Below are 20169 nucleotides of genomic sequence, written 5' to 3'. Positions count from 1 at the left end.
GTCACTCTTTATCGAAACTGTCGACCACGATGGCACCCATAGAGGCAGGCATGGTGATAACGATCACCCGTCTCAACGAAAGTAATGGATCGCTAAACAGCGGAAGTTTGTCGATGCAAAGCAGTACCAAGGCAACCACCATCGCCGCCATCAAATAGGCAGACACAATCCGAAACACAAACACGGCTTTGCGCTGTTTAATATCGCGTTGAAAAACACTCTCGTAGGTGAACAAGGTCAGAAAAACCGTGGAGAGTACGACCAACATAAAGATGTTCAGAGCAGGAAGTGTTTCCCCCAACTTCCATGCCTCCTCGGAAAAAGAGATAGGCACCGCGAGTGCAAACGCCCCCACGAATATTTGCCCTGCATCTTCGATATTAAAATTGAGCTTCATTTATTCCGCCTTGATCTCAGCTTCTTGCGCTGAGGGTTCCGTCTTCTTGGCCACAATCTTGGTTACGCCCTTTTGCAAGATTAGACTATTTGGGTAAGTGATGATGTTCCCGCTAGCATGACGCAACATTACGTGGAACATAGTAATATCAATAATCACACCACTAATATCGTCATCTTTGTCAGAGACTTTTACTTCATCACCAATTCGGTAAGGAAAGACAAAGAAGATCAAAACGCTGGCCGTCAAATTACTCAGCATCGACCATTGCGCTACCAATGCCACGCCAAGTACCGCAAAAATAGAAGAGAGGAACAAAGAGATATCACCAAAGCCAAGATCCAACAAAATAGTGAACACCGAAGCGAAAATGATAAAGGTACCGAAACCGAAGGCTTTGCTAATAAATTTTTCTCTCTCTAACGAGACTTGCTTACGCCGCGCGATCGAACTGATCGCTCGGTTCCCTAGCTTTCTTAACAACAAGTACCCGCCCAGCAAAAGAACGCCCAGCAACACCTGCTGAACCAATGGCGAAATTAATATTGATTGATCCACGCTATAACATCTCAAACATAGGCGACTCCCCAGCATCAGCGGCACGATTCATCATGAGCAGTAAATTCTCGCGTTGGGCGGGGACGCCCTATAAAAACAGGCGTTCATTAAACCACAACACAGCCAAACATAGATACAAAGAGCGCCACTCATTTTGTTGCTCTGCGGCGCAATGGCTGTTCTTGTTGTCATTTTTACATCCCCTGAAGTTCTGTCGATATAACAAGCGGTTTTAACTCGATTTGTTGTTTTTTCCGCCAAACGTCGAGAGAAAACCTAAATCACCTACCAAAGGCTCGTTGTCATTAACACAACGCCGCTCGTGTCTTAATGACATCAAGGTCGTAAATAATTTAATATAAAACTTTAAAAATCAACAATTAAAACATTGGCACGCTCCCTGCTCTAACAACGCATATCAAGGCGAACCGCCAACATCTAACAATTGCAATTGGAGACGCGCAATGTTTTGTATTCAATGTGAACAGACTATTCAAACCCCAACCGTGAAAGGCTGTTCTTTCGCTCAGGGTATGTGTGGAAAAACATCAGAAGTTTCTGACCTACAAGACGTATTGGTTTACACCCTTCAAGGTGTCTCATACTGGGCTGAGCAAGCCAAAAAATTCGCAATCATCGACAACGAAGTCAATCAATGGGCACCGCGCGCATTCTTTTCTACGCTTACCAACGTCAACTTCGATCCAGCACGTATTCTTGAGCTCTCAGCGCAAGCTGCAACATTCAAAGCCCGCTTAAAAGAGCAAACCCTAGCGGCAGCAAAACTCGCAGACACCGCACTAGAAAGCGCACCTGCTGTGGCTGATTTTGAGCTCCCAGCAAGCGCAGAAGAGATCTTAGCATTCGCACCCCAAGTGGCGGTGAACCGAGGCTACCAAACCATCAGTGAAGATGTGATTGGCCTTCGCCTGCTTTGCTTATATGGTCTAAAAGGCGCGGCTGCGTACATGGAACATGCGCGCGTACTAGAGCAAACCAGTGATGACATCTATGCGGAATACCACCAAATCATGGCATGGTTAGGGACTGACCCAGAAGATCTTAATGCGCTTCTTGAATGTTCAATGCAAATCGGCCTTATGAACTACAAAGTGATGGAGATGCTCGATCACGGTGAAACAAAAACCTTTGGTCATCCAGAGCCTACTGCCGTTAACGTTAAGCCAGTCAAAGGTAAAGCAATCCTAGTTTCGGGTCACGACCTACACGACCTAGAGAAAATCCTTCAACAAACTGAAGACAAAGGCATCAACGTCTACACCAACGGTGAAATGCTTCCAGCGCACGGCTATCCTGAGCTTAAGAAATACTCTCACCTTGTGGGTAACTACGGCAGTGCGTGGCAAAACCAGCAGAAGGAGTTCGCTAACTTCCCTGGTGCTATTGTCATGACATCAAACTGCCTGCTTAACCCGAACGTCGGTCAATACGCCGATCGCCTCTTTACGCGTAGCATTGTCGGCTGGCCGGGTGTGGCTCACATCGAAGGAGATGATTTTAGCCAAGTGATTGAGTGCGCTCTGGCACAAGATGGCTTCCAGCATGATGAAATTGAGCACATGATTACGGTCGGTTTTGGTCGCAACGCCCTAATGCAAGCAGCGCCTGCGGTGGTTGAAGAAGTCAAAGCTGGCAACATCAAGCACTTCTTCCTTGTCGGCGGTTGTGACGGTGACAAGTCCGAGCGTAGTTACTACACCGACTTTACGGCTGCGGCACCTGAAGACAGCGTAATCCTGACCCTTGCCTGTGGTAAGTTCCGTTTTAACAAGAATCAGTTTGGTGACATTAACGGTATTCCTCGCCTACTCGATGTGGGTCAATGTAACGATGCCTACTCTGCTATTCAGCTAGCGTTGGCGCTTTCAAAAGAGTTCGATTGTGACATCAATGAGCTGCCGTTAACCTTGGTTCTATCTTGGTTTGAGCAAAAAGCGATTGTCATCTTGCTTACGCTGTTCGCGCTTGGCGTGAAAGGGATTTACACAGGCCCAACTGCGCCGGCATTCTTAACCGATAACCTATTGGCCATCATCCAAGAGAAATTCGACATGCGCAGCATTGGCAATGTTGAAGACGACCTAAAAACCATCTTAGCGGCTTAATCATTTGCTAAACCCCAGCAGAAAGCGTTTCGCGAGCTGTTGGGGTTCACTTCTAAGAGAAATCAGATGTTTATTGAATGGCAAAATAATCAAGCTGCGACAATGCGTTGCAGTGACAAATGGCAAGAGACTGACGATGCTGTCAGCATCACGCTCGTTGCAGCCGACGCGAGCCATCTTCATTTCAGCAACTTCAAACCCGGTCAGTTTGTGTCGCTTGGGTTTGAACTCAACGGAAAGATGGAATACAGAGCGTATTCGATTGCTTCTACGCCCGGCGATGCTCACCTAAAACTGACTGTAAAAAGAGTTGACGGCGGTTTAGTCTCAAGCCACATTGTCGATCACTTTAACTGTGGGGATACAGTGGCGGTGCTTGCGCCAACGGGACCATTTAACAGTATTGATTGTCCTCCAAAACAAAAGGTCACGCTGATCAGCGCTGGCTGTGGTATTACCCCGGTCATGTCGATGGCTTCCACTTGGCTGCGAGACAAAGCCGACATTGATATCGTCTTTATCCATATGGCAAAAAGTGCCGCCCAGACGATCTACTTTGACCAACTTGAATCGATGGCCGCGGCTCACTCTAACTTCCACCTAAAGCTACTCCTCAAAGACAATGCAGGAACGAGGCACCCACAGGGGCGATTAGACAAAGCATGGTTGAACACATTGTGCCCTGATATTGCCGAGCGCACTGTCTACTTATGCGGGCCAACGCAGTTTATGCAAGACATGGAATCGCACAGCCGCGCTCTAGGGGTCGAAGATGGGCATTTCCACCAAGAGAGCTTTACACCAATTGAATCCAAGCAAAACGAAACATCGTGTGCCGCAGTACATGTAGAGGTTCCCGCATTTGGTGTCACGGTAGAGGTCGCTCAAGGCTCGACGTTAGCCGATGTATTGGAGGAAAACGGCGTACCTATCATCATCGCCTGTCGAAGTGGCATGTGTGGTTCTTGTAAATGCAAGGTAACCAAAGGGACGGTATCGCGCACCAGTACCGAAACCTTGTCAGAGGAAGATCTCGCCAGCGGCTATACTCTTGCCTGCTCTAGCCAAATAGAAAGCGATGTCGAAGTTGAGCTGGTATAACCTGCCGAAAGCGAGACAGGCTCTCGCTTTCATTGCTCTTTAGTGCGGCTTAGCCACGAGTTAGGCGCTTACGTAAGCGCATTTGTAGACAAAATCCCCCAGTTTGATGATCGTAACGCGGTGAAATCAGTAACAATGTAAATACTGATAAATAAGGATGACCGCAATGAAAACGACATGGATTTTGTTGGCTACACCTCTGGCTTTAACATGGAGTCTGGCCGCTCAGTCTGCCAGTTGCCCAGAGTTGCTTAATTCAAAGCAAAGGCTGCTCAACTCGAATCAAACCATCGACCTCTGTGAGGAGTTCAAAGGCAAAACCTTGCTGGTCGTCAACACCGCAAGCCAATGCGGGTTTACCTCTCAATATGCTCAACTCGAACAGCTGCATCAGACTTATAAAGACAGCAACTTTGCGGTGATAGGGTTTCCGTCAAATGATTTCAAACAAGACCGTGGCAGTGAAGAGAATACCGCCAAAGTGTGTTACCTCGATTATGGTGTGACATTTCCAATGATGGCGAGAAGTTCAATAAAAGGGGCATCGGCTAACCACGTGTTTACCAAGATAAGCGAGCAAGCGGGCGTTGAGCCTCGTTGGAACTTCTACAAATACTTGATCGATGCAAAAGGTGATGTCGTGGCAACATTCCCGAGCTCAACACTGCCAATGAGCCCTGCTCTCACTCAAACCATAGAAAAGCATCTTTAAACGGGCTCAGTTTGCTGAGCCCTTCCCGATTAGTGAATAGATTTGAACTGGAGCTCCACCAGCCTTTGGTAGAGCTCACAGCTTTGCATCAAATCATTATGACGGCCAATATCGACAAGGCGCCCTTGATCCAATACGGCAATTTGATCGGCGTGTTGGATGGTGGAGAGTCGGTGAGCAATAATAATGGTCGTGCGCCCTTTCATTAACTGCTCAAGCGCTTGTTGAACGTGGTGTTCACTTTCGCTATCAAGAGCGCTAGTTGCCTCATCGAGAAGCAAAATCGCCGGATCCTTTAAGATCGCACGAGCAATGGCAATCCGCTGTTTTTGCCCTCCCGAAAGACGAACGCCTCGCTCGCCGAGAAAACTGGCGTAACCTTCCGGTAGCTTGGTAATAAAGTCATGAGCGTGAGCTTTTTTCGCCGCTTCGATCACCTGCTCGTCTGTCGCATCTGGGTTGCCGTAACGTATATTGTGCATCACATCGTGGCTAAACAAGGCAGGTTGTTGAGGCACCAACGCCATCTGTTGGCGAAGTGCACTCGGGTCAAAACAGCGCACATCCACACCTCCTAGCGTCACATTGCCCTCGCTCGGGTCATAAAACCGCTGCAACAACTCAAATAGGGTGGTTTTCCCTGCTCCTGACGGTCCAACCAAGGCCAACACTTTGCCCTCACTGGCAACAAGGTTGAGTTGCTCAATCGCTGGGTGTTGCGGTCTTGATGGATAGTGAAACGTCACATTCTCAAAAGCCACTTGGCTCGATAAGCCTTCGATGTCATGTACCTGACCGTTTGGCGGCGCAATATGACTTTCAACATGCAAGATTTCGATCAAGCGTTCTGTCGCTCCCGCGGCGCGTTGTAGCTCGCCAAGAACCTCAGAAATCGTCGCCACCGACGAAGCAACCATAATGGCATAGAATACAAATGCACCCAGATCCCCCGCCGACATCGTTCCTTCAATCACGTCGTTACCGCCAACCCAGAGCATTCCCGCAATCGCACTAAACACGATGACAATAACGCCCGATATCAATATCGCGCGCTGCTTTACTCGACGTCGGCCAATATCGTAAGCACGCTCTACTTCTTTGGAAAACGCCCGCTGTTCGTGGTTCTCATAACTGTAACTTTGCACCGTCTTAATGTGCTCTATGGCTTCACCGGCGTAACTGCCAACGTCAGACATGGAATCTTGGCTCTGACGCGACAACGCCCGCACACGACGACCATAGAAAAGAATCGGGACCAACACGAAAGGAACGGATGCCAAAACAATTAAAGTCAACTTGACGTTGGTGGCAAACAACATGATCACCGCACCAATACACATCAAAGCGCTGCGCATCGCCATTGAAAACGACGATCCAATGATGCTTTGTAACAAGGTGGTATCCGTGGTTAAGCGCGACATAATGTCGCCGCTGCCGTTGGTTTCAAAATAACTCGGATGAAGACCAATCACATGATTGAACACAGCCAAGCGAATGTCTGCGCTCACTCGCTCCCCAACCGATGAGACCAAGTAGAAGCGAAAAAAGGTGCCAATCGAGATGAGTATTGTGATGGTCAAGATAAACTGAATCGCCCCTGTTAACTCCTGCGCTGACTGCTGGGCAAATCCTTGGTCAATCAAGATACGAACGCCATAGCCGACCGACAAGGTGAGTGACGCGGTAAAAATCAACGCCAAAAGCGCCGCCGCCACTTTGAGTTTGTAGGGTTTGATGAAGGTGACCAATTCGAGGAGGATCGCCAGATTTTTGGACTTCCCATCAACAGCAGCGGACTCTGCTGGCAAGGAAGAGGATGGGGTTTGGCTCTGCACAGGATTCAACCTCTTAGTTGTTCGGACCTTGTTCTTTACTCAGCTTATCACTTGGCATCACATATCAACAAACCTTGCGAGTGACACCACACGATATCCGCTACAAGCGTATAGTTTACATCACCTCAGCTTGCCGTATCATAGCCAACTTAATTGAGAACGTTGAGAATAAGAATGCCTACTACATTCACTCCAGTTATCCCTGTCGGGGTTCGCTTCATGCTGTTGTCTGCACTGGGTTTTGCCCTGATGTCAGCCTGCGTGAAATACGTTAGCGTGCATGGCATTCCTCTGTTTGAAATTGTTGCGGCAAGGGCATTAGTTTCTCTCGTCATTAGCTACATCGATATTAAACGTAAGCGACTATCCATTTGGGGCAATAATAAGCCTTTGCTGTTCTTGCGTGGCGCCGTGGGCACGCTGGCGTTGATGTGCGTTTATTACTCCGTAACTACCTTACCCTTAGCAGAAGCAACCATATTGCAGTATGTTCACCCAGTATTTACGGCGCTGCTCGGGCTTTTATTCCTCAAAGAACGGATTCAAATCGCGACACTTATCTGCATTGCGCTCTGCTTAGCAGGATTAGGTTTAATGGTGCAACCCAGTATGGCCAATAACGCAACGCAAGAGTTACCGTTGTTCAGCGTGATGATGGCGTTGCTAGGTGCGCTGGGAAGCTCGATCGCCTATGTGGTGGTTCGAAAACTGAGCCACACAGAAGACAGCTCTGTCATCATTTTCTACTTCCCTATGGTGGCGCTGCCCACCTCCATCGCACTGATGTGGAACGACTTTGTCATGCCAAGCCTGTTCATCACAATGATGCTGGTATTGGTTGGGGTCTTTACCCAAATTGGTCAATACGGTTTAACCAAAGCGATGCAGACTCAAGCCGCAGGACAAGCGTCTGCCTACTCCTATGTGCAAATCGTCTTTTCAACCTTGATCGGCGTAACGCTGTTTAACGAAATCCCGTCGATTTGGACCTATATGGGCGGTGGATTGATTGTAACGGGCGCGCTGATCAATGTCTTTGGTAAACAGCTTCTCCCTGTGCGCCCGCGTTAATCAGAGCGAAACTAGAGTCTAGTCATCGTAGTCTGAGTTATGGCAGACTAACCTTGTATCAGCCACAACGATAAGTCGAAACTCATGGAAGAGCACGAAACGACCATCGCAAAGCTCAAAGACCGCATTGCTGAGCTTGAAGAAAACAACCGCCGCCTAGAAGAGAAGCTCAATGCCGCCTTAGATGGCACCGGATTGTGCCTTTGGGAGCAGCATGTTCCGACGGGGCAACTGCGCATCTTTAATATGGAATGGGGCAAGATGCTCGGTTACCAGCCACATGAGCTAGAAGCGACCGTTGAAGTATGGAAAAGCAAACTGCACCCAGATGACTACGATCTTGCCGTAGGCGCTTTCGAAGCCCATTTAAGGGGTGAGGCGGACGCTTATCAAGTTGTGCACCGCATGCTTCACAAAGACGGTACCCACAGTTGGGTATCGGATCGTGGCCGAATCGTTGAATATGATGACAACGGCTCCCCACTTCGGATCATGGGCACACACATCGACATTACCAATGAAAAGCGTTACGAAGAAGAACTGGCTCGGTTGGCTTCTGAAGATCCACTCACTGGGCTATTCAATCGCCAAGCATTGACGTCGCATTTTGCCGACTACGCAAAGCGATACCCACACCGCCCTTCTGCGCTGATTTTTATTGATTTGGATGATTTCAAAACCGTTAATGACAATTTAGGTCACAAAGCGGGCGATTTGGTTCTCATGCAAATCAGCGCTTGGTTGAAAGATTTTGCACCGAAAGACGCCTTCATTGCTCGTCTTGGTGGTGATGAGTTTGTCTTACTTTGCCATGAAGATTCTCCGCAGAGCATCGACCGCTTTACTGACGACTTGCTAAGCCAATCTCAACAACCAATTCAACTGGATAATGGCTCAGCGAAAGTTGGGTTCAGCATTGGTATTTGTCATTTCACCCCACAATCTTACGACTTTGAAGCGCTCTATGTCGCCTCTGACCAAGCGATGTACAGCATCAAACAAAATGGCAAGAATGGCGTTGCACGAATACACCTGTGAACGCCATACAGGCAATCTAACGAAGGTTGTGATTCATTCTAAGTCGCTCAATCGCCTTTACCCATTTGGGAATGAAGGCGCACAACACATTCGCCAACACAATCAAGCCTAGACCAAGCAACTGAATCGACTCATAGCTGTCATCAAAAAACAGCCACTGCCAAAGCGCAGTAAACAATAAATTGGTGTAGATGAGCGGCGCGAGCTGAGAGTTCGACTCCGCCAATTTGTATGCTTTGGAACGAAACACTTGGGTATTGATGATAAGAGCAGCTAAGGCAAGCAATACCGCAACCAACAACATCAGACTGCTCGACTCACTCACTATCCACTCTGGTTGCTGCAGCGCACTCACTCCGACAAACGGCAGCAGCACGACCGAGGCAAAAAGGAAGGTCCAGAAATTGATTTCAAATGGATTGAGATCGGTTTTGCTCGACCGATACAAAGCCAACTGCGATCCAGCATTAAAAAAACCAGCGGCTAATCCGACCAACAACTCTATTCGCAGCGATAAGTTGGATACATCACCCGCCAGCAATAGCACACCGATAAACGTTATCACTAACCCTAAAATGCTAAGGGGGCGCACTCGAGTCGAAAAGATTAATTTTTCTAACAGTGGAATAAACATGGGGCCGGTGCTAAACAGGACCACACTTTCTACCAAAGAAAGGTGCTTTAGTGAGTAGATAAAACAGATCTGACAAAGACCAATACAGACCGCGCGTAGCCAAAATGGCTTCATCAAGCGACGCTCCGGAATGCGAATTTTGGGCAACGCGACAAACACTAAAAGTAAACTCATTGGCAGAAAAAATCGCAAGAAACCAAGCAGACTTGGCTCTAACTGCTGACTAAGAAATTTGGAAAACAGCCCAGTTAATGACAAACTGAACGTTGATAACAACATAAATATTATTGGGTACAACTGATTAGACATAACTCCTCCCGATTGACGCTCAGTGTATGTCTGATCAGCAGCAATAAAAATCGCGTAATAATTACATTATCGGTAAGAAAAACTAACAGATGAAAAAATACGCTCCACTCAAATCTCTTTACTCGTTTGTCGCTGTTGCTGAGTCTGGCAGCATGACCGAAGCCGCCCAAGCTCTTAGCGTAAGCCACTCTGCCGTGAGCCAAGCGATCAAATCCCTCGAGAGCCAACTTGGTCAGCTGCTGTTTCAACGGGTGGGCAGAAATGTGGTGCTAAACGCCAGCGGACGCAAATATTATAAGCAGGTAGCGCCAGCTCTTGAGCAAATCGTCAACGCGACTCAAGAGATGATCGCCGACAAACAAAGCCATCGCTTAACACTCAATATGGTCAACTCGCTCGCTATGCATTGGTGGATACCGCGAGTAGGTCGACTCAATGAGTTTGCGCCTCAGCTCGACATTCGTATTTCTACCTTAACGGGCAGCTTTGCCATGGAATATGAAGGGGTCGATGTGGCGATCATCCACGGCAAAACCGATGAATGGCAAGACTATTACTGTGAGAAGTTGGCAGAAGATGAGCTCGTTATGGTTGCGAGCCCTGAACTACTCGAAAAAGCCTCGACGCCGCAAGCGCTGCTCGCTCACTACCCTGCGATCATCGCCGCAAATGAACGACGCAAGCATGACTGGCAAGTCTGGTGCGAGCATCACCAGCTGCCTATTCCGGATAGCACTTACAATCTGAGCTTCACTGCCTCAGTACAAGCCGTGCAAGCGACGATTCGGCGTCTCGGAGTGTTCGTCACCCATAGGCAGTTCATTCGCGATGATGTTGAGCATGGATCGCTTGTCGAGGTAGCGGAACCCGTACTCAACCCGCATCAAGATTTCTACTTTGCTTGCTCGCCAGACAAACTGAAAAATGAACACGTACTCCTACTCAGACGTTGGTTGCGAGACGAGTTTTCCTTGTAGCGGGACATCTGGTCAGGGTTAACGCTCGCTTAACCCGAATAAATCCTACCGAGTAGCCTGATAGCTCGCTAACGAACGGCTCTGACGCCAGTAAACATGAGCGTCATCGCCACCAATAACTGAACAACGAAGCAGACCACAAACAACCACTCAACGCCCACAGCGGATGCAATGTACCCCGAACTGGCCAATCCAATAGGCATCAACAGCTTAAACAGCGAGCCAGTTAACCCCGTTACGCGGCCAAGGTATTGCTCATCAAAAGCCTCTTGGCGGTAACTCCATATACAGATACTGCTGTACAAACCAATTGCTGAAATCCAAAAGAACGAGATTGCCAAGCTCACCACATTCGGCAAAAAGAGCGGGATGACAAAACCTATTGCTTCTAGCGCTATCGACGCAATTAACAACCAGCCCAATCCCAATCGCTGCCTGACTTTATCGGCGCTAAATGATCCGACTAGCCCGCCAATTCCAGACGCAGCAATCAAATAGCTTACTTCCACCGCATTCAGTGCAAGTTCAGCTTTGGCATAGTAAATCGCTTGAATCCAAAACACGGCGCCCGTGGTATTGATCACCATCACGGCCAACGTAATGGTCCACATATTTTGCTCTGCTCTTAAGATTTTCCAGCCCTCTTTTAGCGCTGAAAACACCGGCTGGTGATGGACTGAAGATGACGCAGAGTAGTCCAATCTTTCTAACTGCCAATAGGCAAGCAGCAGCATCACCCCGACACCAATAAAGACATTGTGGATCGCCGACATCAACATTAAAGCGCCAGATAGGACAGGTCCTACCGTCTCCATAAAGCTATTGAGTGAGCTCATTCTCGCAATGGCCGTATTCTGTGTTTCTGGGGCCAACGCTCTTTTCATCATCGACATACGTGCGTTGTGGTACCCGTAGTTAAACGCCATCATAAAAAACGCCGACGGGAACAGGATCCAAAGAGGATTGGCCATCCATTCCACCGCCAAGTAAGACGTCAACACCATCGCGGCTTGACCAAACAGCATCACTTGAGACCACTTCTTCTTGTTGACCCTATCCACCCAAACGCCAATAAATAGAGCCAACACCAGATTTGGCATAAACTCGACCGCACGCATCCAGCCCATCACTTCAGATGATTGAGTAAGCTCATACACTAAAAGCGGCATGGCGAGATTGTAGACCTGCGCACTAAACGCGACAAACAGCGTGCTGGCAAAGAGAATTTGAAATGAGCGATTGCGCCAAATAGACCCACGTCGTGCTGCAGTTAACGTATCCATGTTTCGTTCCTTTTTTCTTCAACTGACTGCGCTATTATTTGCCGAGAAAAGATGAAGAAAAATAGAAATATCTAAACAGGATTTCACCTTTATGCGCTATTGGAAGGCTCTTGCTTTTTGTCAGGAACACCTGTCTCAAACAGATTGGCAACCCGTTTCGCTCGATCATTTTAGTCAAGCAATGGGATGCACTCGCCGCAACGCCCAGCTCCTTATTAAACGACTGATTAAAGAGGAGATCATTGAATGGAAACCTGGCATCGGCAGAGGTAACTTACCTGTTTCACGCCGACTAAAAATGCTTGAGGAGCGGCTAACTCGTCACGCATTACATTTGATTGAGCAAGGTAAAGTGGAAGACGCGTTGACGCTGGTGAGCCTAGCGAAACGAAATCAGTTTCTGAGTGAGTACCTAGAACGCTATCAAACCGTCCAATCAGACCACCATGTGCTCAAGATTCCGTTTTATCGCGGGACACACGATTTGGATCCCATTGGAATAAACCGCCGCACCGAGCAGCACATCGCCGATCACCTTTATGCCACGTTACTTAAAGCCAGCGACACTGAAGGCGGCTATCAAGGCGATCTTGCTCATTCGTGGACATTGGACGGCAATTCCCTACGTATTACCCTGCGTAAAGGGCTCTGTTTTCATGATGGCAGTCCCTTGTTAGCACAAGACATCAAAGCCCACTATGATCGTTTGATGGCGTCAGACTCCATCTCGAAACAGATGTATCGCTTCATCGATCGTGTTTCGGTGACTGGTCCATATTCACTGAGATTTGTTAGCCTTTCTCTTCCTTCATTGTTACCTAAGCTGCTTGCCAAAGGTGCCATGGGTATCTGTAAACAAGAGCAAGGACGCCTGATCGGAAGTGGACCGTTTATCCTCACGCAGCAAACAAAATGGCTGACAAGCCTCAAAGCCAACCCTCGCTACCATGGATATCGCCCTTGGATTGATGGGATTGAAATTTGGAACATCGGTGACAAGGCCACAGATTTTGAGCTAAACAGCGACGTCGTTCATGGCAGCCACCTGAAAAAGAGCCGCCACGGTTTTACTCAGCACCATCAATGGGAGCGAGGCTGTGTACACGCCATGCTCAACCCTTACCGACACCCTTGGATGTTGCGCCGCCAACACCGTCAATGGTTGCAATCCATTCTTGTGACGATGAGCCCACCAAACGACGAACAGTGCGAAGAAATTGCCCAAGCGCAGGGCATGCTTTCACAACCAAGTGAACAAACGATACACCGCGAAGACAAGGTTCAGCATTGGAATACCCCACTACCAAGCAAGCCACTGATTATCATGACTTACCAACTCGCGACACACATCGCTGTAAGTAACCAAGTGGTAAAAACGTTCAAATCTTTTGGTCTCAGGTGTGAGTTAAAGATATTGGAATATCCAGAGTTTAACTGTGAAAAAACGCTCGCTGATGCGGATATTCTTATTACTGGTGAAGTATTCGGCGAAGACTTCGAGATGTCTTGGCTGGGTTGGATACTCTCAACCAACTCTAACGAGGCGTGTCTCAATCAGAAAGACAAAGCATGGCGCGATAAGCAGGTGGTGCAGATAATGTCTCGACCTACGCTCCGCGGGCGACTGAGTGGCTTTGCCGCCTTAGAAACAAAACTCATCACACGGGGCATTTATCAACCTCTCTACCATGTTAAGCAAGATCTCAACATCTCTGACACCGTTAGCGCACCGGAGCTGTTAGCCAACGGCTGGATAGACTTTAACCAAGTCACTATGTGATTACAGAGTGGATAGGATGGGCTATTTGGAGCGCTGTTGGTAACGAGCCATTACTTCACTGTCGGGTTGGTATTGTGCTATCAACTTTTCTCTTACCCCAGCGCTTCTTAGCTTTTGGTAACTGTTTTTCAGCGCACTGACGACTGCTGGTGATGTTTTATTGCCCGTCACCAACCAAAGCTCTTTGCATAACTGGCGCACTTTCATGACCTCAACAAAGTCGTCTGGGTTGAGTCCATACTGCGCCATTCGGTATGGGTAACTCACGGTGACTAGGGGCGCAAAGTCGACTCTATTCGCCCTAAGTAAACGAAGCACATCTTTACCCTGTCCAACTTGGATGGTGTTGGTTATGTTGAACTTATCCAAAAGCTCTTCAAAAGAGCTCTCAGCTTGGACGCCAAAGCGGAAATTACGCAGCTCTTTTAGCGTCTTAGGTGCCACGCTGGGGCCATCTTTGTAGCGATACAGCGCCACTTCGTAGGGCGACACCTCACCAATCCATTGATACTCATGCTCACGCTCCGGAGTGCGAGATATTGAGAAAAAGAGATTGTTTTCATACATCTGCGTCATACGAATCGCCCGCTTCCAAGGCATAAAATGGACTTGTGCAATCTGCATTGGGATTGATTGAGAAGCGTCACGGACGAGGGCTTGTACAAAATTGGTCACGTACCCCTCAGGGCGGCCTTGTACCTTAACTTGTAGAGGAGGGAATTCTTGTGTGTAGAGGTTCAAATGAACAGGATCTGCAAACGCAGAAGCACTGAGTAAAGTCGCACTTAACAGCGTGCTTATTTGAAAAAATAGAGAGCGAACCAAACCAAACATAAGCCAACATAATTTATAAGATTATTATCATTATGTTTGCACTATAAAGGAGCAAATTAAGTATGCCAATTATCAATAGGTCTAACCACTTCAACGATTGGAAGTCGAGCTGTTGGTGATTTTTTGCTAGGTCGCTTTGACTAAAACGGCAATTCAATTTGCATCATTACATCGCCATCATATTTGTCATGCCAGCGGTAATCGAGCCGCATTCTTGGCTCTCCTGCACTCTTTTTGCCAAACCCGACGCTAAGAAGCAGACCGTGGCTCAGTATCCACTCTTCGGTATCCATGGCGTGCAATCGATTTTCGAGTTCAGTCGGTACCCAAACACCAACACCCACATAGTTTGAGGAAAGGGCGCGTGTGAGAATCGGATTGGTTTCGCTTTTTAACACCCAATCGTCCCAATAGGTGTCATAGCCTTGATCATCATCGAAATCGACAATATATAAAAAATCGTCGAACTTATTGGCCGTATACTCAATGCCTTCAAGAAGCGAAAAACACACGCCAGAGGGAGAGTGAAACATCACCGACTCCTCGAACTGTTTCGTCTCATACATCTCGCATGCCTGTGCAGAAGCAGTCAGCAAACTTACCAGACCAATCGCTCTTACCGCATTCATTCACACCTCAAATATATCGTATAACAGCCTTAATAATACCCAGATTCGGCCAACTTTTGCCACACTCTCTTAGTGGTCAATGACGAAATATCCTCTCCCGCCTTAATGCCGTCACGAATGTCCGTGCTTCGCACTTTTACCTTTTCGGGGCATGCCATTACTGTCCAGCGACTGAGTATTTTGTCAGCATTGTAGAACTTAGCAAAATTCAAAAGATTGTCAGGCCCCATGACAAACGTTAGCTCGCAATTTTCGTACCTTTTTTCAAGTGCCTCTAAAACTGCAAAGGTAGTCACGCTTTTTCCCGGTAGGAATAACTGCTCTTCGATGTCGGAGCGTTCAACATTCTCTAGCGCTAAATCCTCAATAAACGTATCCACCAACTCACAGCGTATGGCGTAATCCAACATCTCTTTTCCCCAAGCATGGGCAATACTCGGCAGTAACAGCACTTTGTCGAAGTGGGTTAATGACTCGATAACACTTTTGTGACCTAAACTTGGTGGATTAAACGCACTGCCAAAAACTGCAATTTTGCTCATTTTTTCCCTTATTTTATGCTGAAAACTGTGATCACAGTTTTCTATTAGTTGTATTTAGGTATCATGTCAGTCTGTCATCTTACGAGATTACTTTATCAAAAAGTTCATCTCTTAAGATGACTTAGTATGATGACAAATTTTAACTTTATTGCTTGCAGGAAGGAAACAGAATGGAACAGTTGATTCGCGACGAGATGCGCGTACTGCCATCGATTGACCCTCAATTTGAAATTACGCGTCGTGTCGACTTTATCAAACGCAAATTGCAGGAAGCAGGATGCAAATCCCTTGTCCTTGGTATCAGCGGTGGCGTTGACTCTACTACATGTGGTCGTCTGGCGCAGCTTGCGGTCAACCAACTCAATGAAGAAACCGACGGTGGCTACCAGTTCATCGCTGTTCGTCTCCCATACGGCGAACAAAAAGATGAAGACGAAGCGCAATTGGCGTTAGGCTTCATTCAGCCAACACATTCCGTCTCGGTAAACATCAAACAAGGCGTTGATGGCATTCACGCAGCAACCAATACCGCGCTTGAAGGCACAGGCCTAGTTCCTGAAGATGCTGCCAAAATCGACTTTGTAAAAGGGAATGTAAAAGCGCGCGCTCGCATGGTCGCGCAATACGAAATCGCTGGGTACGTCGGCGGGCTGGTATTGGGCACGGACCACTCAGCGGAAAACATTACGGGTTTTTACACTAAGTTTGGTGACGGCGCGTGCGATTTGGCCCCGCTTTTTGGCTTAAGTAAACGTCAAGTACGTGAAGTGGCAGCAACATTGGGCGCGCCTGAGTTGCTGGTTAAGAAAGTGCCAACCGCTGACCTTGAAGAGCTAGCCCCTCAAAAAGCGGATGAGGATGCGTTAAATCTTACTTACGATCAAATCGATGACTTCCTTGAAGGAAAGCCGGTTTCTGAAGAAGTGACGCAGCGCTTGGTTCATATCTACAAAGTGACTCAACACAAACGTCAGCCTATCCCGACAATTTACGACTAAACAACACGGGCAAACTTGCATGGTGAGTTTGCCCTGTCTCCCCCCCCACACCAACGTCACGTTAAGCCGCCCACAAACTGACCATATGCTGACGTTTATCTCTAGCTACTTTTATTCGTTTTATCTAAAATACGCCGTATGAGCCGAGCTCAGTGTCAATTCGTCCCTAAAAACTAATAATTACCATGCTGCTATAACGCTTGGCTGCGTCATCTTGTTTTTGACAGTAATAAGTGTGTTGATTTATGGATCAAGATAAGTTCACGAATATCTATCGATTGCCAACGGCGATTCAAATTCGAATTGGCAAATGGCAACAAACGTTCAACGGTACCTCAGACTTGGTCATGCACCAAGCTATCGACGTGCGCAACAAACAGTTTCGTAAACCCGACTACTTCCCCAGTGGCTGGTGCGTCAAACTGTTCGACAAAGATGATATTTCCATTACTCACCACGGTAAGTACATCCAAACGGCCATGCGCACAATGATCGATCGTAAGATCTCTTATAAACGCATCTATTTATCTAGACTGCCGATAGAGGTTGCTGAACCTGGCTTAGTTGCTTTTAAGCAAGAGTGGATTGCCAAACACAATCGCGTGGCAAAGAAATACAATCAAATTAAGAAAAAGCAGTTCATTCGTTTAGCACTGGAAGAGCAAGAAACCCTCTACCCTTCTTTGGAAAAGGGCGAGTTTGACCGAGCGCTCTGGAACAAACTGGTGATGTCTGAATTGGGCAATCCAAAGAAATTCGATAATCCTTACTTCGTCAAGAAGGCGAAAGTATAGTTAACCAGAGCAGCCAAGTGCTGCTCTTAGTATTTTGCCAATATCTCCTCATAAAGAGTCATCCCTGATTCGCCTTGCGTTGACTTCAACAAATCTAGCCCTCGTTGCAGTTTCTCAACCACATCGGTAGACGTCGATTTGTTAAACGCGAAGTAAACCTCTCCCTCTCGAACGATATAAACTGGCTGAAACATTTCAGGATCGACATTTACCTGTCGTGACCACCAGAATGCTGCTCTTTGCGAGTAAACCAAGAGATCGATGCGCTTTTTCATTAATTGCTCAGCTAAAACCGTCACGTAAGAAGCCTCTTGCATCGAGTCACGAGGAATTCCCATTGCCAACAGGCTTTGCTCACCAATATCGTCACGGATCACGCCAATTCGGTAACTGGCCATGTCCATTGGGTTTTCTATCTCTATGCCGGAATCTTTGCGCGCTAAAACAACTACCTTGATGTCAGCGATTGGGCCAGCCCACTGGAACAGGTTTTCTCTGTGTTCGGATCGCGTGGTCGAAAACAGTACCGAGTTTTCCTGAGTAAGCACTCGCCGATAGGAACGTGCCCAAGGCTGCAAAGTCAATTGATTCATCTCGATCGGTTCGCCAACAAGGCGGCTCGCCTCAAGTAAAATGTCGACCGCATAACCGGTTATGTTGTCATTAACGAGAAAGTTAGCAGGCGGGTAGGATTCCGTAAAAAACGATAAGTTTCTAAGATCGTCTTTTTCTTGGCTCCAAGCCGCAATCGGTATCCATAATAGCACCGCGAATAAGAGGTGACGGTAAGCTCGCAGATTGACCATAACCCATTCTCCTTTAACACGCCTGTTATAAACGTAGCTCAGAAGAAGCAAGTACAAAAGAAAGTGTGATGAATATCTCTCAATTGAGTTATTGAATTGAAGAACTACTCAGCACGAAACCACCAGAGGGCAAAGTAGATTAAGTTGTTAACAGTCCATTTCTTGATAGCGCTCGTTTGACGCTGCCGCACATTTTTCCAAACCGCCGTATTTCATCAAAATGAGGTGTGATGCCACGGGCCATAGCCGATTCCCAATACGTCAGCTCAGAGTCGACCATTTCCAGGAGTTTTTTCGGACACCCCTGACAGCTTCCCTTCAATCCACAAATAAAGGTTTCCGGCTCGTAGAGTGGAAGCGTTGACTTTACTTGTTCAATAATGGAACGCATCGCGGTAATTCGGTCAGGCTTTGGTGTGGTCGCGCTCATATTTCACGTCATTTGGTGAGAATCAAAAACGCGCATTATAGGTATTGGCCAGCCAAAGCCAATACCTATTGTGAGTAGATTGTGCAGATTAGTAGTATTCGATTCCTTCACCTTGCGTGACTAATGTACCCGCCTGCTTGTTGATCACCTTATCTAGCTCAAACAACGAACCAATCGCTGCTTCGCCGCGACCTGATTCGACAAATTTACACACAGCATCGACTTTTGGTCCCATTGACCCTGCTGGGAACGTAAACTCAGACAAGCCTTTTGGCGTTGCGACCTTCATCTCCGCTTGGTCTTCTTTGCCGTAGTTTCGGTAAATAGAACCGTCGGTGAGGATGACAAACAGGTCCGCATTGATTTTTTCAGCAAGGAGTTCAGCGGTTAGATCTTTATCGATGACGCACTCTACACCAACGCTATGCCCTTCTTCGATGGAGACAGGCACGCCACCACCACCGCAGGCGATCACAACGTTGCCCGAATTAAGTAAGGTTTCAATCTGTTCGACTTCAACAATATCTTGTGGCATTGGCGAAGGCACGACGCGTCGGTAATATTCGCCGTCTGCTTTAAACTGTTTGTCGCTTGCTGCCATGATCTCCTGTGCTTTGGCTTCACTGTAGACAGGGCCAACAAACTTAGTCGGGTTGGCAAATGCTGGGTCTTGCTTGCTCACTTGAGTTTGTGTCAGCAAGGTCGCAATACGTAAGCTCGTATCACAGTTGCGCAGTTCTTGCTGAAGCATGTACCCCACCATGCCACAAGTCTGAGAGCCAAGAACGTCCATTGGGTAAGGTGTTGTCTGTGGAGAATACTCTTGGTAAGCCGCGTTTTGCTCCATCAATAACCCCACTTGAGGGCCGTTACCATGCACAATAACAACTTGGTGTTCGCCAGCAATATCCGAGATGTTTTTCGCTGCTTTTTGAATATTCTCACGCTGGTTTTCTGCTGTTAATGCTTGACCACGAGCAAGCAGAGCATTGCCCCCTAACGCTAATACGATACGCATAAACCTACCCTCCAGAGTCGGCAAAAATGATTGGAAAATTAATAATTTTGTTCGGAGGAGAGATTAAATAATTACGACCAAATAAATCGTGATAATTATCGACAATATTTAGCATGAATAAACTAGGATATTAATCCAAACAATTAACCATTGAATATATTTTCTTTTTTAAATCTATTTACGACGATTTTCTTGTTAAATAGCCCTATCCAATGAATAGTTAGTTGACTGAAACTGCGTCGAGGGCGCAGTTTTTTATTCGGGTTCTTAAACTAAGTCACATTATGGTTTATCGTT

20 protein-coding genes are annotated in these 20169 nt (G+C 47.3%); 9 read left to right on the top strand and 11 right to left on the bottom strand.

The genetic code is table 11. The features are described 5' to 3' along the window. Window position 1: 1 nt before the first annotated feature. Together U9J37_RS19045 and U9J37_RS19040 are read right to left on the bottom strand one after the other, a co-directional pair. Complete coding sequence (locus tag U9J37_RS19045) at window positions 2-397, bottom strand: DUF2391 family protein (protein WP_039477498.1); 396 nt, start codon at window positions 395-397, stop codon at window positions 2-4. Next, entirely contained in the window at window positions 398-955 is a 558-nt protein-coding gene (locus U9J37_RS19040; RefSeq protein ID WP_005470265.1) for a mechanosensitive ion channel domain-containing protein, read from the bottom strand. 464 nt (window positions 956-1419) lie between these two features. Here U9J37_RS19040 and hcp point away from each other — a divergent pair, with 464 nt between their 5' ends. From hcp to U9J37_RS19025, 3 genes are all read left to right on the top strand, one after another. Further along, window positions 1420-3081 (top strand): hydroxylamine reductase, encoded by a 1662-nt coding sequence (gene hcp / locus U9J37_RS19035; RefSeq protein WP_005470123.1) that lies wholly within the window; start codon window positions 1420-1422, stop codon window positions 3079-3081. A gap of 66 nt (window positions 3082-3147) precedes the next feature. Further along, complete coding sequence (locus tag U9J37_RS19030; RefSeq protein WP_005469915.1) at window positions 3148-4182, top strand: FAD-binding oxidoreductase; 1035 nt, start codon at window positions 3148-3150, stop codon at window positions 4180-4182. A 166-nt stretch (window positions 4183-4348) separates the two neighbouring features. Then, on the top strand, window positions 4349-4894 hold the full coding sequence (locus U9J37_RS19025) for a glutathione peroxidase (RefSeq protein ID WP_039477509.1): 546 nt from the start codon (window positions 4349-4351) through the stop codon (window positions 4892-4894). 29 nt (window positions 4895-4923) lie between these two features. Here U9J37_RS19025 and U9J37_RS19020 read toward each other — a convergent pair whose 3' ends face one another. Further along, window positions 4924-6702, bottom strand: a complete 1779-nt coding sequence (locus U9J37_RS19020; protein ID WP_043886612.1) for an ABC transporter ATP-binding protein/permease — start codon at window positions 6700-6702, stop codon at window positions 4924-4926. Window positions 6703-6903: 201 nt separating this feature from the next. Here U9J37_RS19020 and U9J37_RS19015 point away from each other — a divergent pair, with 201 nt between their 5' ends. Then, complete coding sequence (locus tag U9J37_RS19015; RefSeq protein ID WP_005470090.1) at window positions 6904-7800, top strand: DMT family transporter; 897 nt, start codon at window positions 6904-6906, stop codon at window positions 7798-7800. 84 nt (window positions 7801-7884) lie between these two features. After that, on the top strand, window positions 7885-8838 hold the full coding sequence (locus U9J37_RS19010; RefSeq protein ID WP_005470088.1) for a GGDEF domain-containing protein: 954 nt from the start codon (window positions 7885-7887) through the stop codon (window positions 8836-8838). A gap of 16 nt (window positions 8839-8854) precedes the next feature. Here U9J37_RS19010 and U9J37_RS19005 read toward each other — a convergent pair whose 3' ends face one another. Next, window positions 8855-9781 (bottom strand): DMT family transporter, encoded by a 927-nt coding sequence (locus U9J37_RS19005; RefSeq protein WP_043886581.1) that lies wholly within the window; start codon window positions 9779-9781, stop codon window positions 8855-8857. Between the two features lie 89 nt (window positions 9782-9870). On the opposite strand from U9J37_RS19005, the gene U9J37_RS19000 reads away from it, so the two are divergent. Then, a complete protein-coding gene (locus tag U9J37_RS19000; RefSeq protein ID WP_005470203.1) occupies window positions 9871-10758 on the top strand; it encodes a LysR substrate-binding domain-containing protein in 888 nt (295 codons plus the stop codon). 68 nt (window positions 10759-10826) lie between these two features. Here the strand turns inward: U9J37_RS19000 and U9J37_RS18995 are convergent, their stop codons facing one another. Then, complete coding sequence (locus U9J37_RS18995) at window positions 10827-12041, bottom strand: MFS transporter (RefSeq protein WP_005470073.1); 1215 nt, start codon at window positions 12039-12041, stop codon at window positions 10827-10829. Window positions 12042-12132: 91 nt separating this feature from the next. Here U9J37_RS18995 and U9J37_RS18990 point away from each other — a divergent pair, with 91 nt between their 5' ends. After that, window positions 12133-13821: an ABC transporter substrate-binding protein gene (locus U9J37_RS18990; protein WP_005470049.1), complete on the top strand. Its 1689-nt coding sequence runs from the start codon at window positions 12133-12135 to the stop codon at window positions 13819-13821. Between the two features lie 21 nt (window positions 13822-13842). On the opposite strand, the gene U9J37_RS18985 is transcribed toward U9J37_RS18990, so the two are convergent. The 3 genes from U9J37_RS18985 to U9J37_RS18975 all read right to left on the bottom strand — a co-directional run bounded on the left by U9J37_RS18985 (window position 13843) and on the right by U9J37_RS18975 (window position 15826). After that, window positions 13843-14655: a substrate-binding periplasmic protein gene (locus U9J37_RS18985; RefSeq protein WP_005469924.1), complete on the bottom strand. Its 813-nt coding sequence runs from the start codon at window positions 14653-14655 to the stop codon at window positions 13843-13845. A gap of 140 nt (window positions 14656-14795) precedes the next feature. Next, a complete protein-coding gene (locus U9J37_RS18980; RefSeq protein WP_005469979.1) occupies window positions 14796-15284 on the bottom strand; it encodes a hypothetical protein in 489 nt (162 codons plus the stop codon). Between the two features lie 29 nt (window positions 15285-15313). Beyond that, the gene (locus tag U9J37_RS18975; RefSeq protein ID WP_005470140.1) at window positions 15314-15826 is read right to left on the bottom strand and encodes a nicotinate-nicotinamide nucleotide adenylyltransferase; all 513 of its coding nucleotides are present in this window, start codon (window positions 15824-15826) and stop codon (window positions 15314-15316) included. Window positions 15827-15996: 170 nt separating this feature from the next. Here U9J37_RS18975 and nadE point away from each other — a divergent pair, with 170 nt between their 5' ends. Together nadE and U9J37_RS18965 are read left to right on the top strand one after the other, a co-directional pair. Then, window positions 15997-16824, top strand: coding sequence for an NAD(+) synthase (nadE, locus tag U9J37_RS18970; protein WP_005470232.1), 828 nt, complete (start codon window positions 15997-15999; stop codon window positions 16822-16824). A 245-nt stretch (window positions 16825-17069) separates the two neighbouring features. Next, window positions 17070-17618 carry an MSHA operon transcriptional regulator gene (locus U9J37_RS18965; RefSeq protein WP_005470094.1) on the top strand — a complete coding sequence of 183 codons (549 nt, stop codon included), beginning with the start codon at window positions 17070-17072 and terminating at the stop codon, window positions 17616-17618. 26 nt (window positions 17619-17644) lie between these two features. Here the strand turns inward: U9J37_RS18965 and U9J37_RS18960 are convergent, their stop codons facing one another. From U9J37_RS18960 to U9J37_RS18950, 3 genes are all read right to left on the bottom strand, one after another. Beyond that, window positions 17645-18424: a substrate-binding periplasmic protein gene (locus tag U9J37_RS18960; RefSeq protein ID WP_005470215.1), complete on the bottom strand. Its 780-nt coding sequence runs from the start codon at window positions 18422-18424 to the stop codon at window positions 17645-17647. 139 nt (window positions 18425-18563) lie between these two features. Continuing rightward, window positions 18564-18854 (bottom strand): hypothetical protein, encoded by a 291-nt coding sequence (locus U9J37_RS18955; RefSeq protein ID WP_005470157.1) that lies wholly within the window; start codon window positions 18852-18854, stop codon window positions 18564-18566. Between the two features lie 88 nt (window positions 18855-18942). Then, entirely contained in the window at window positions 18943-19872 is a 930-nt protein-coding gene (locus tag U9J37_RS18950) for a carbamate kinase (RefSeq protein WP_039481285.1), read from the bottom strand. Window positions 19873-20169: the final 297 nt, after the last annotated feature.

This window comes from Vibrio sp. 16, from assembly GCF_963681195.1.
Lineage (GTDB): Bacteria > Pseudomonadota > Gammaproteobacteria > Enterobacterales > Vibrionaceae > Vibrio > Vibrio sinaloensis_D.
This window is presented reverse-complemented; position numbering and strand designations above follow the sequence as displayed.

Coding starts and splice junctions, on each gene's coding strand:
- U9J37_RS19045 (WP_039477498.1), bottom strand. CDS start 397: ATGAAGCTCAATTTTAATATCGAAGATGCAGGGCAAATATTCGTGGGG.
- hcp (WP_005470123.1), top strand. CDS start 1,420: ATGTTTTGTATTCAATGTGAACAGACTATTCAAACCCCAACCGTGAAA.
- U9J37_RS19030 (WP_005469915.1), top strand. CDS start 3,148: ATGTTTATTGAATGGCAAAATAATCAAGCTGCGACAATGCGTTGCAGT.
- U9J37_RS19025 (WP_039477509.1), top strand. CDS start 4,349: ATGAAAACGACATGGATTTTGTTGGCTACACCTCTGGCTTTAACATGG.
- U9J37_RS19015 (WP_005470090.1), top strand. CDS start 6,904: ATGCCTACTACATTCACTCCAGTTATCCCTGTCGGGGTTCGCTTCATG.
- U9J37_RS19010 (WP_005470088.1), top strand. CDS start 7,885: ATGGAAGAGCACGAAACGACCATCGCAAAGCTCAAAGACCGCATTGCT.
- U9J37_RS19005 (WP_043886581.1), bottom strand. CDS start 9,781: ATGTCTAATCAGTTGTACCCAATAATATTTATGTTGTTATCAACGTTC.
- U9J37_RS19000 (WP_005470203.1), top strand. CDS start 9,871: ATGAAAAAATACGCTCCACTCAAATCTCTTTACTCGTTTGTCGCTGTT.
- U9J37_RS18995 (WP_005470073.1), bottom strand. CDS start 12,041: ATGGATACGTTAACTGCAGCACGACGTGGGTCTATTTGGCGCAATCGC.
- U9J37_RS18990 (WP_005470049.1), top strand. CDS start 12,133: ATGCGCTATTGGAAGGCTCTTGCTTTTTGTCAGGAACACCTGTCTCAA.
- U9J37_RS18985 (WP_005469924.1), bottom strand. CDS start 14,655: ATGTTTGGTTTGGTTCGCTCTCTATTTTTTCAAATAAGCACGCTGTTA.
- U9J37_RS18980 (WP_005469979.1), bottom strand. CDS start 15,284: ATGAATGCGGTAAGAGCGATTGGTCTGGTAAGTTTGCTGACTGCTTCT.
- U9J37_RS18975 (WP_005470140.1), bottom strand. CDS start 15,826: ATGAGCAAAATTGCAGTTTTTGGCAGTGCGTTTAATCCACCAAGTTTA.
- nadE (WP_005470232.1), top strand. CDS start 15,997: ATGGAACAGTTGATTCGCGACGAGATGCGCGTACTGCCATCGATTGAC.
- U9J37_RS18965 (WP_005470094.1), top strand. CDS start 17,070: ATGGATCAAGATAAGTTCACGAATATCTATCGATTGCCAACGGCGATT.
- U9J37_RS18960 (WP_005470215.1), bottom strand. CDS start 18,424: ATGGTCAATCTGCGAGCTTACCGTCACCTCTTATTCGCGGTGCTATTA.
- U9J37_RS18955 (WP_005470157.1), bottom strand. CDS start 18,854: ATGAGCGCGACCACACCAAAGCCTGACCGAATTACCGCGATGCGTTCC.
- U9J37_RS18950 (WP_039481285.1), bottom strand. CDS start 19,872: ATGCGTATCGTATTAGCGTTAGGGGGCAATGCTCTGCTTGCTCGTGGT.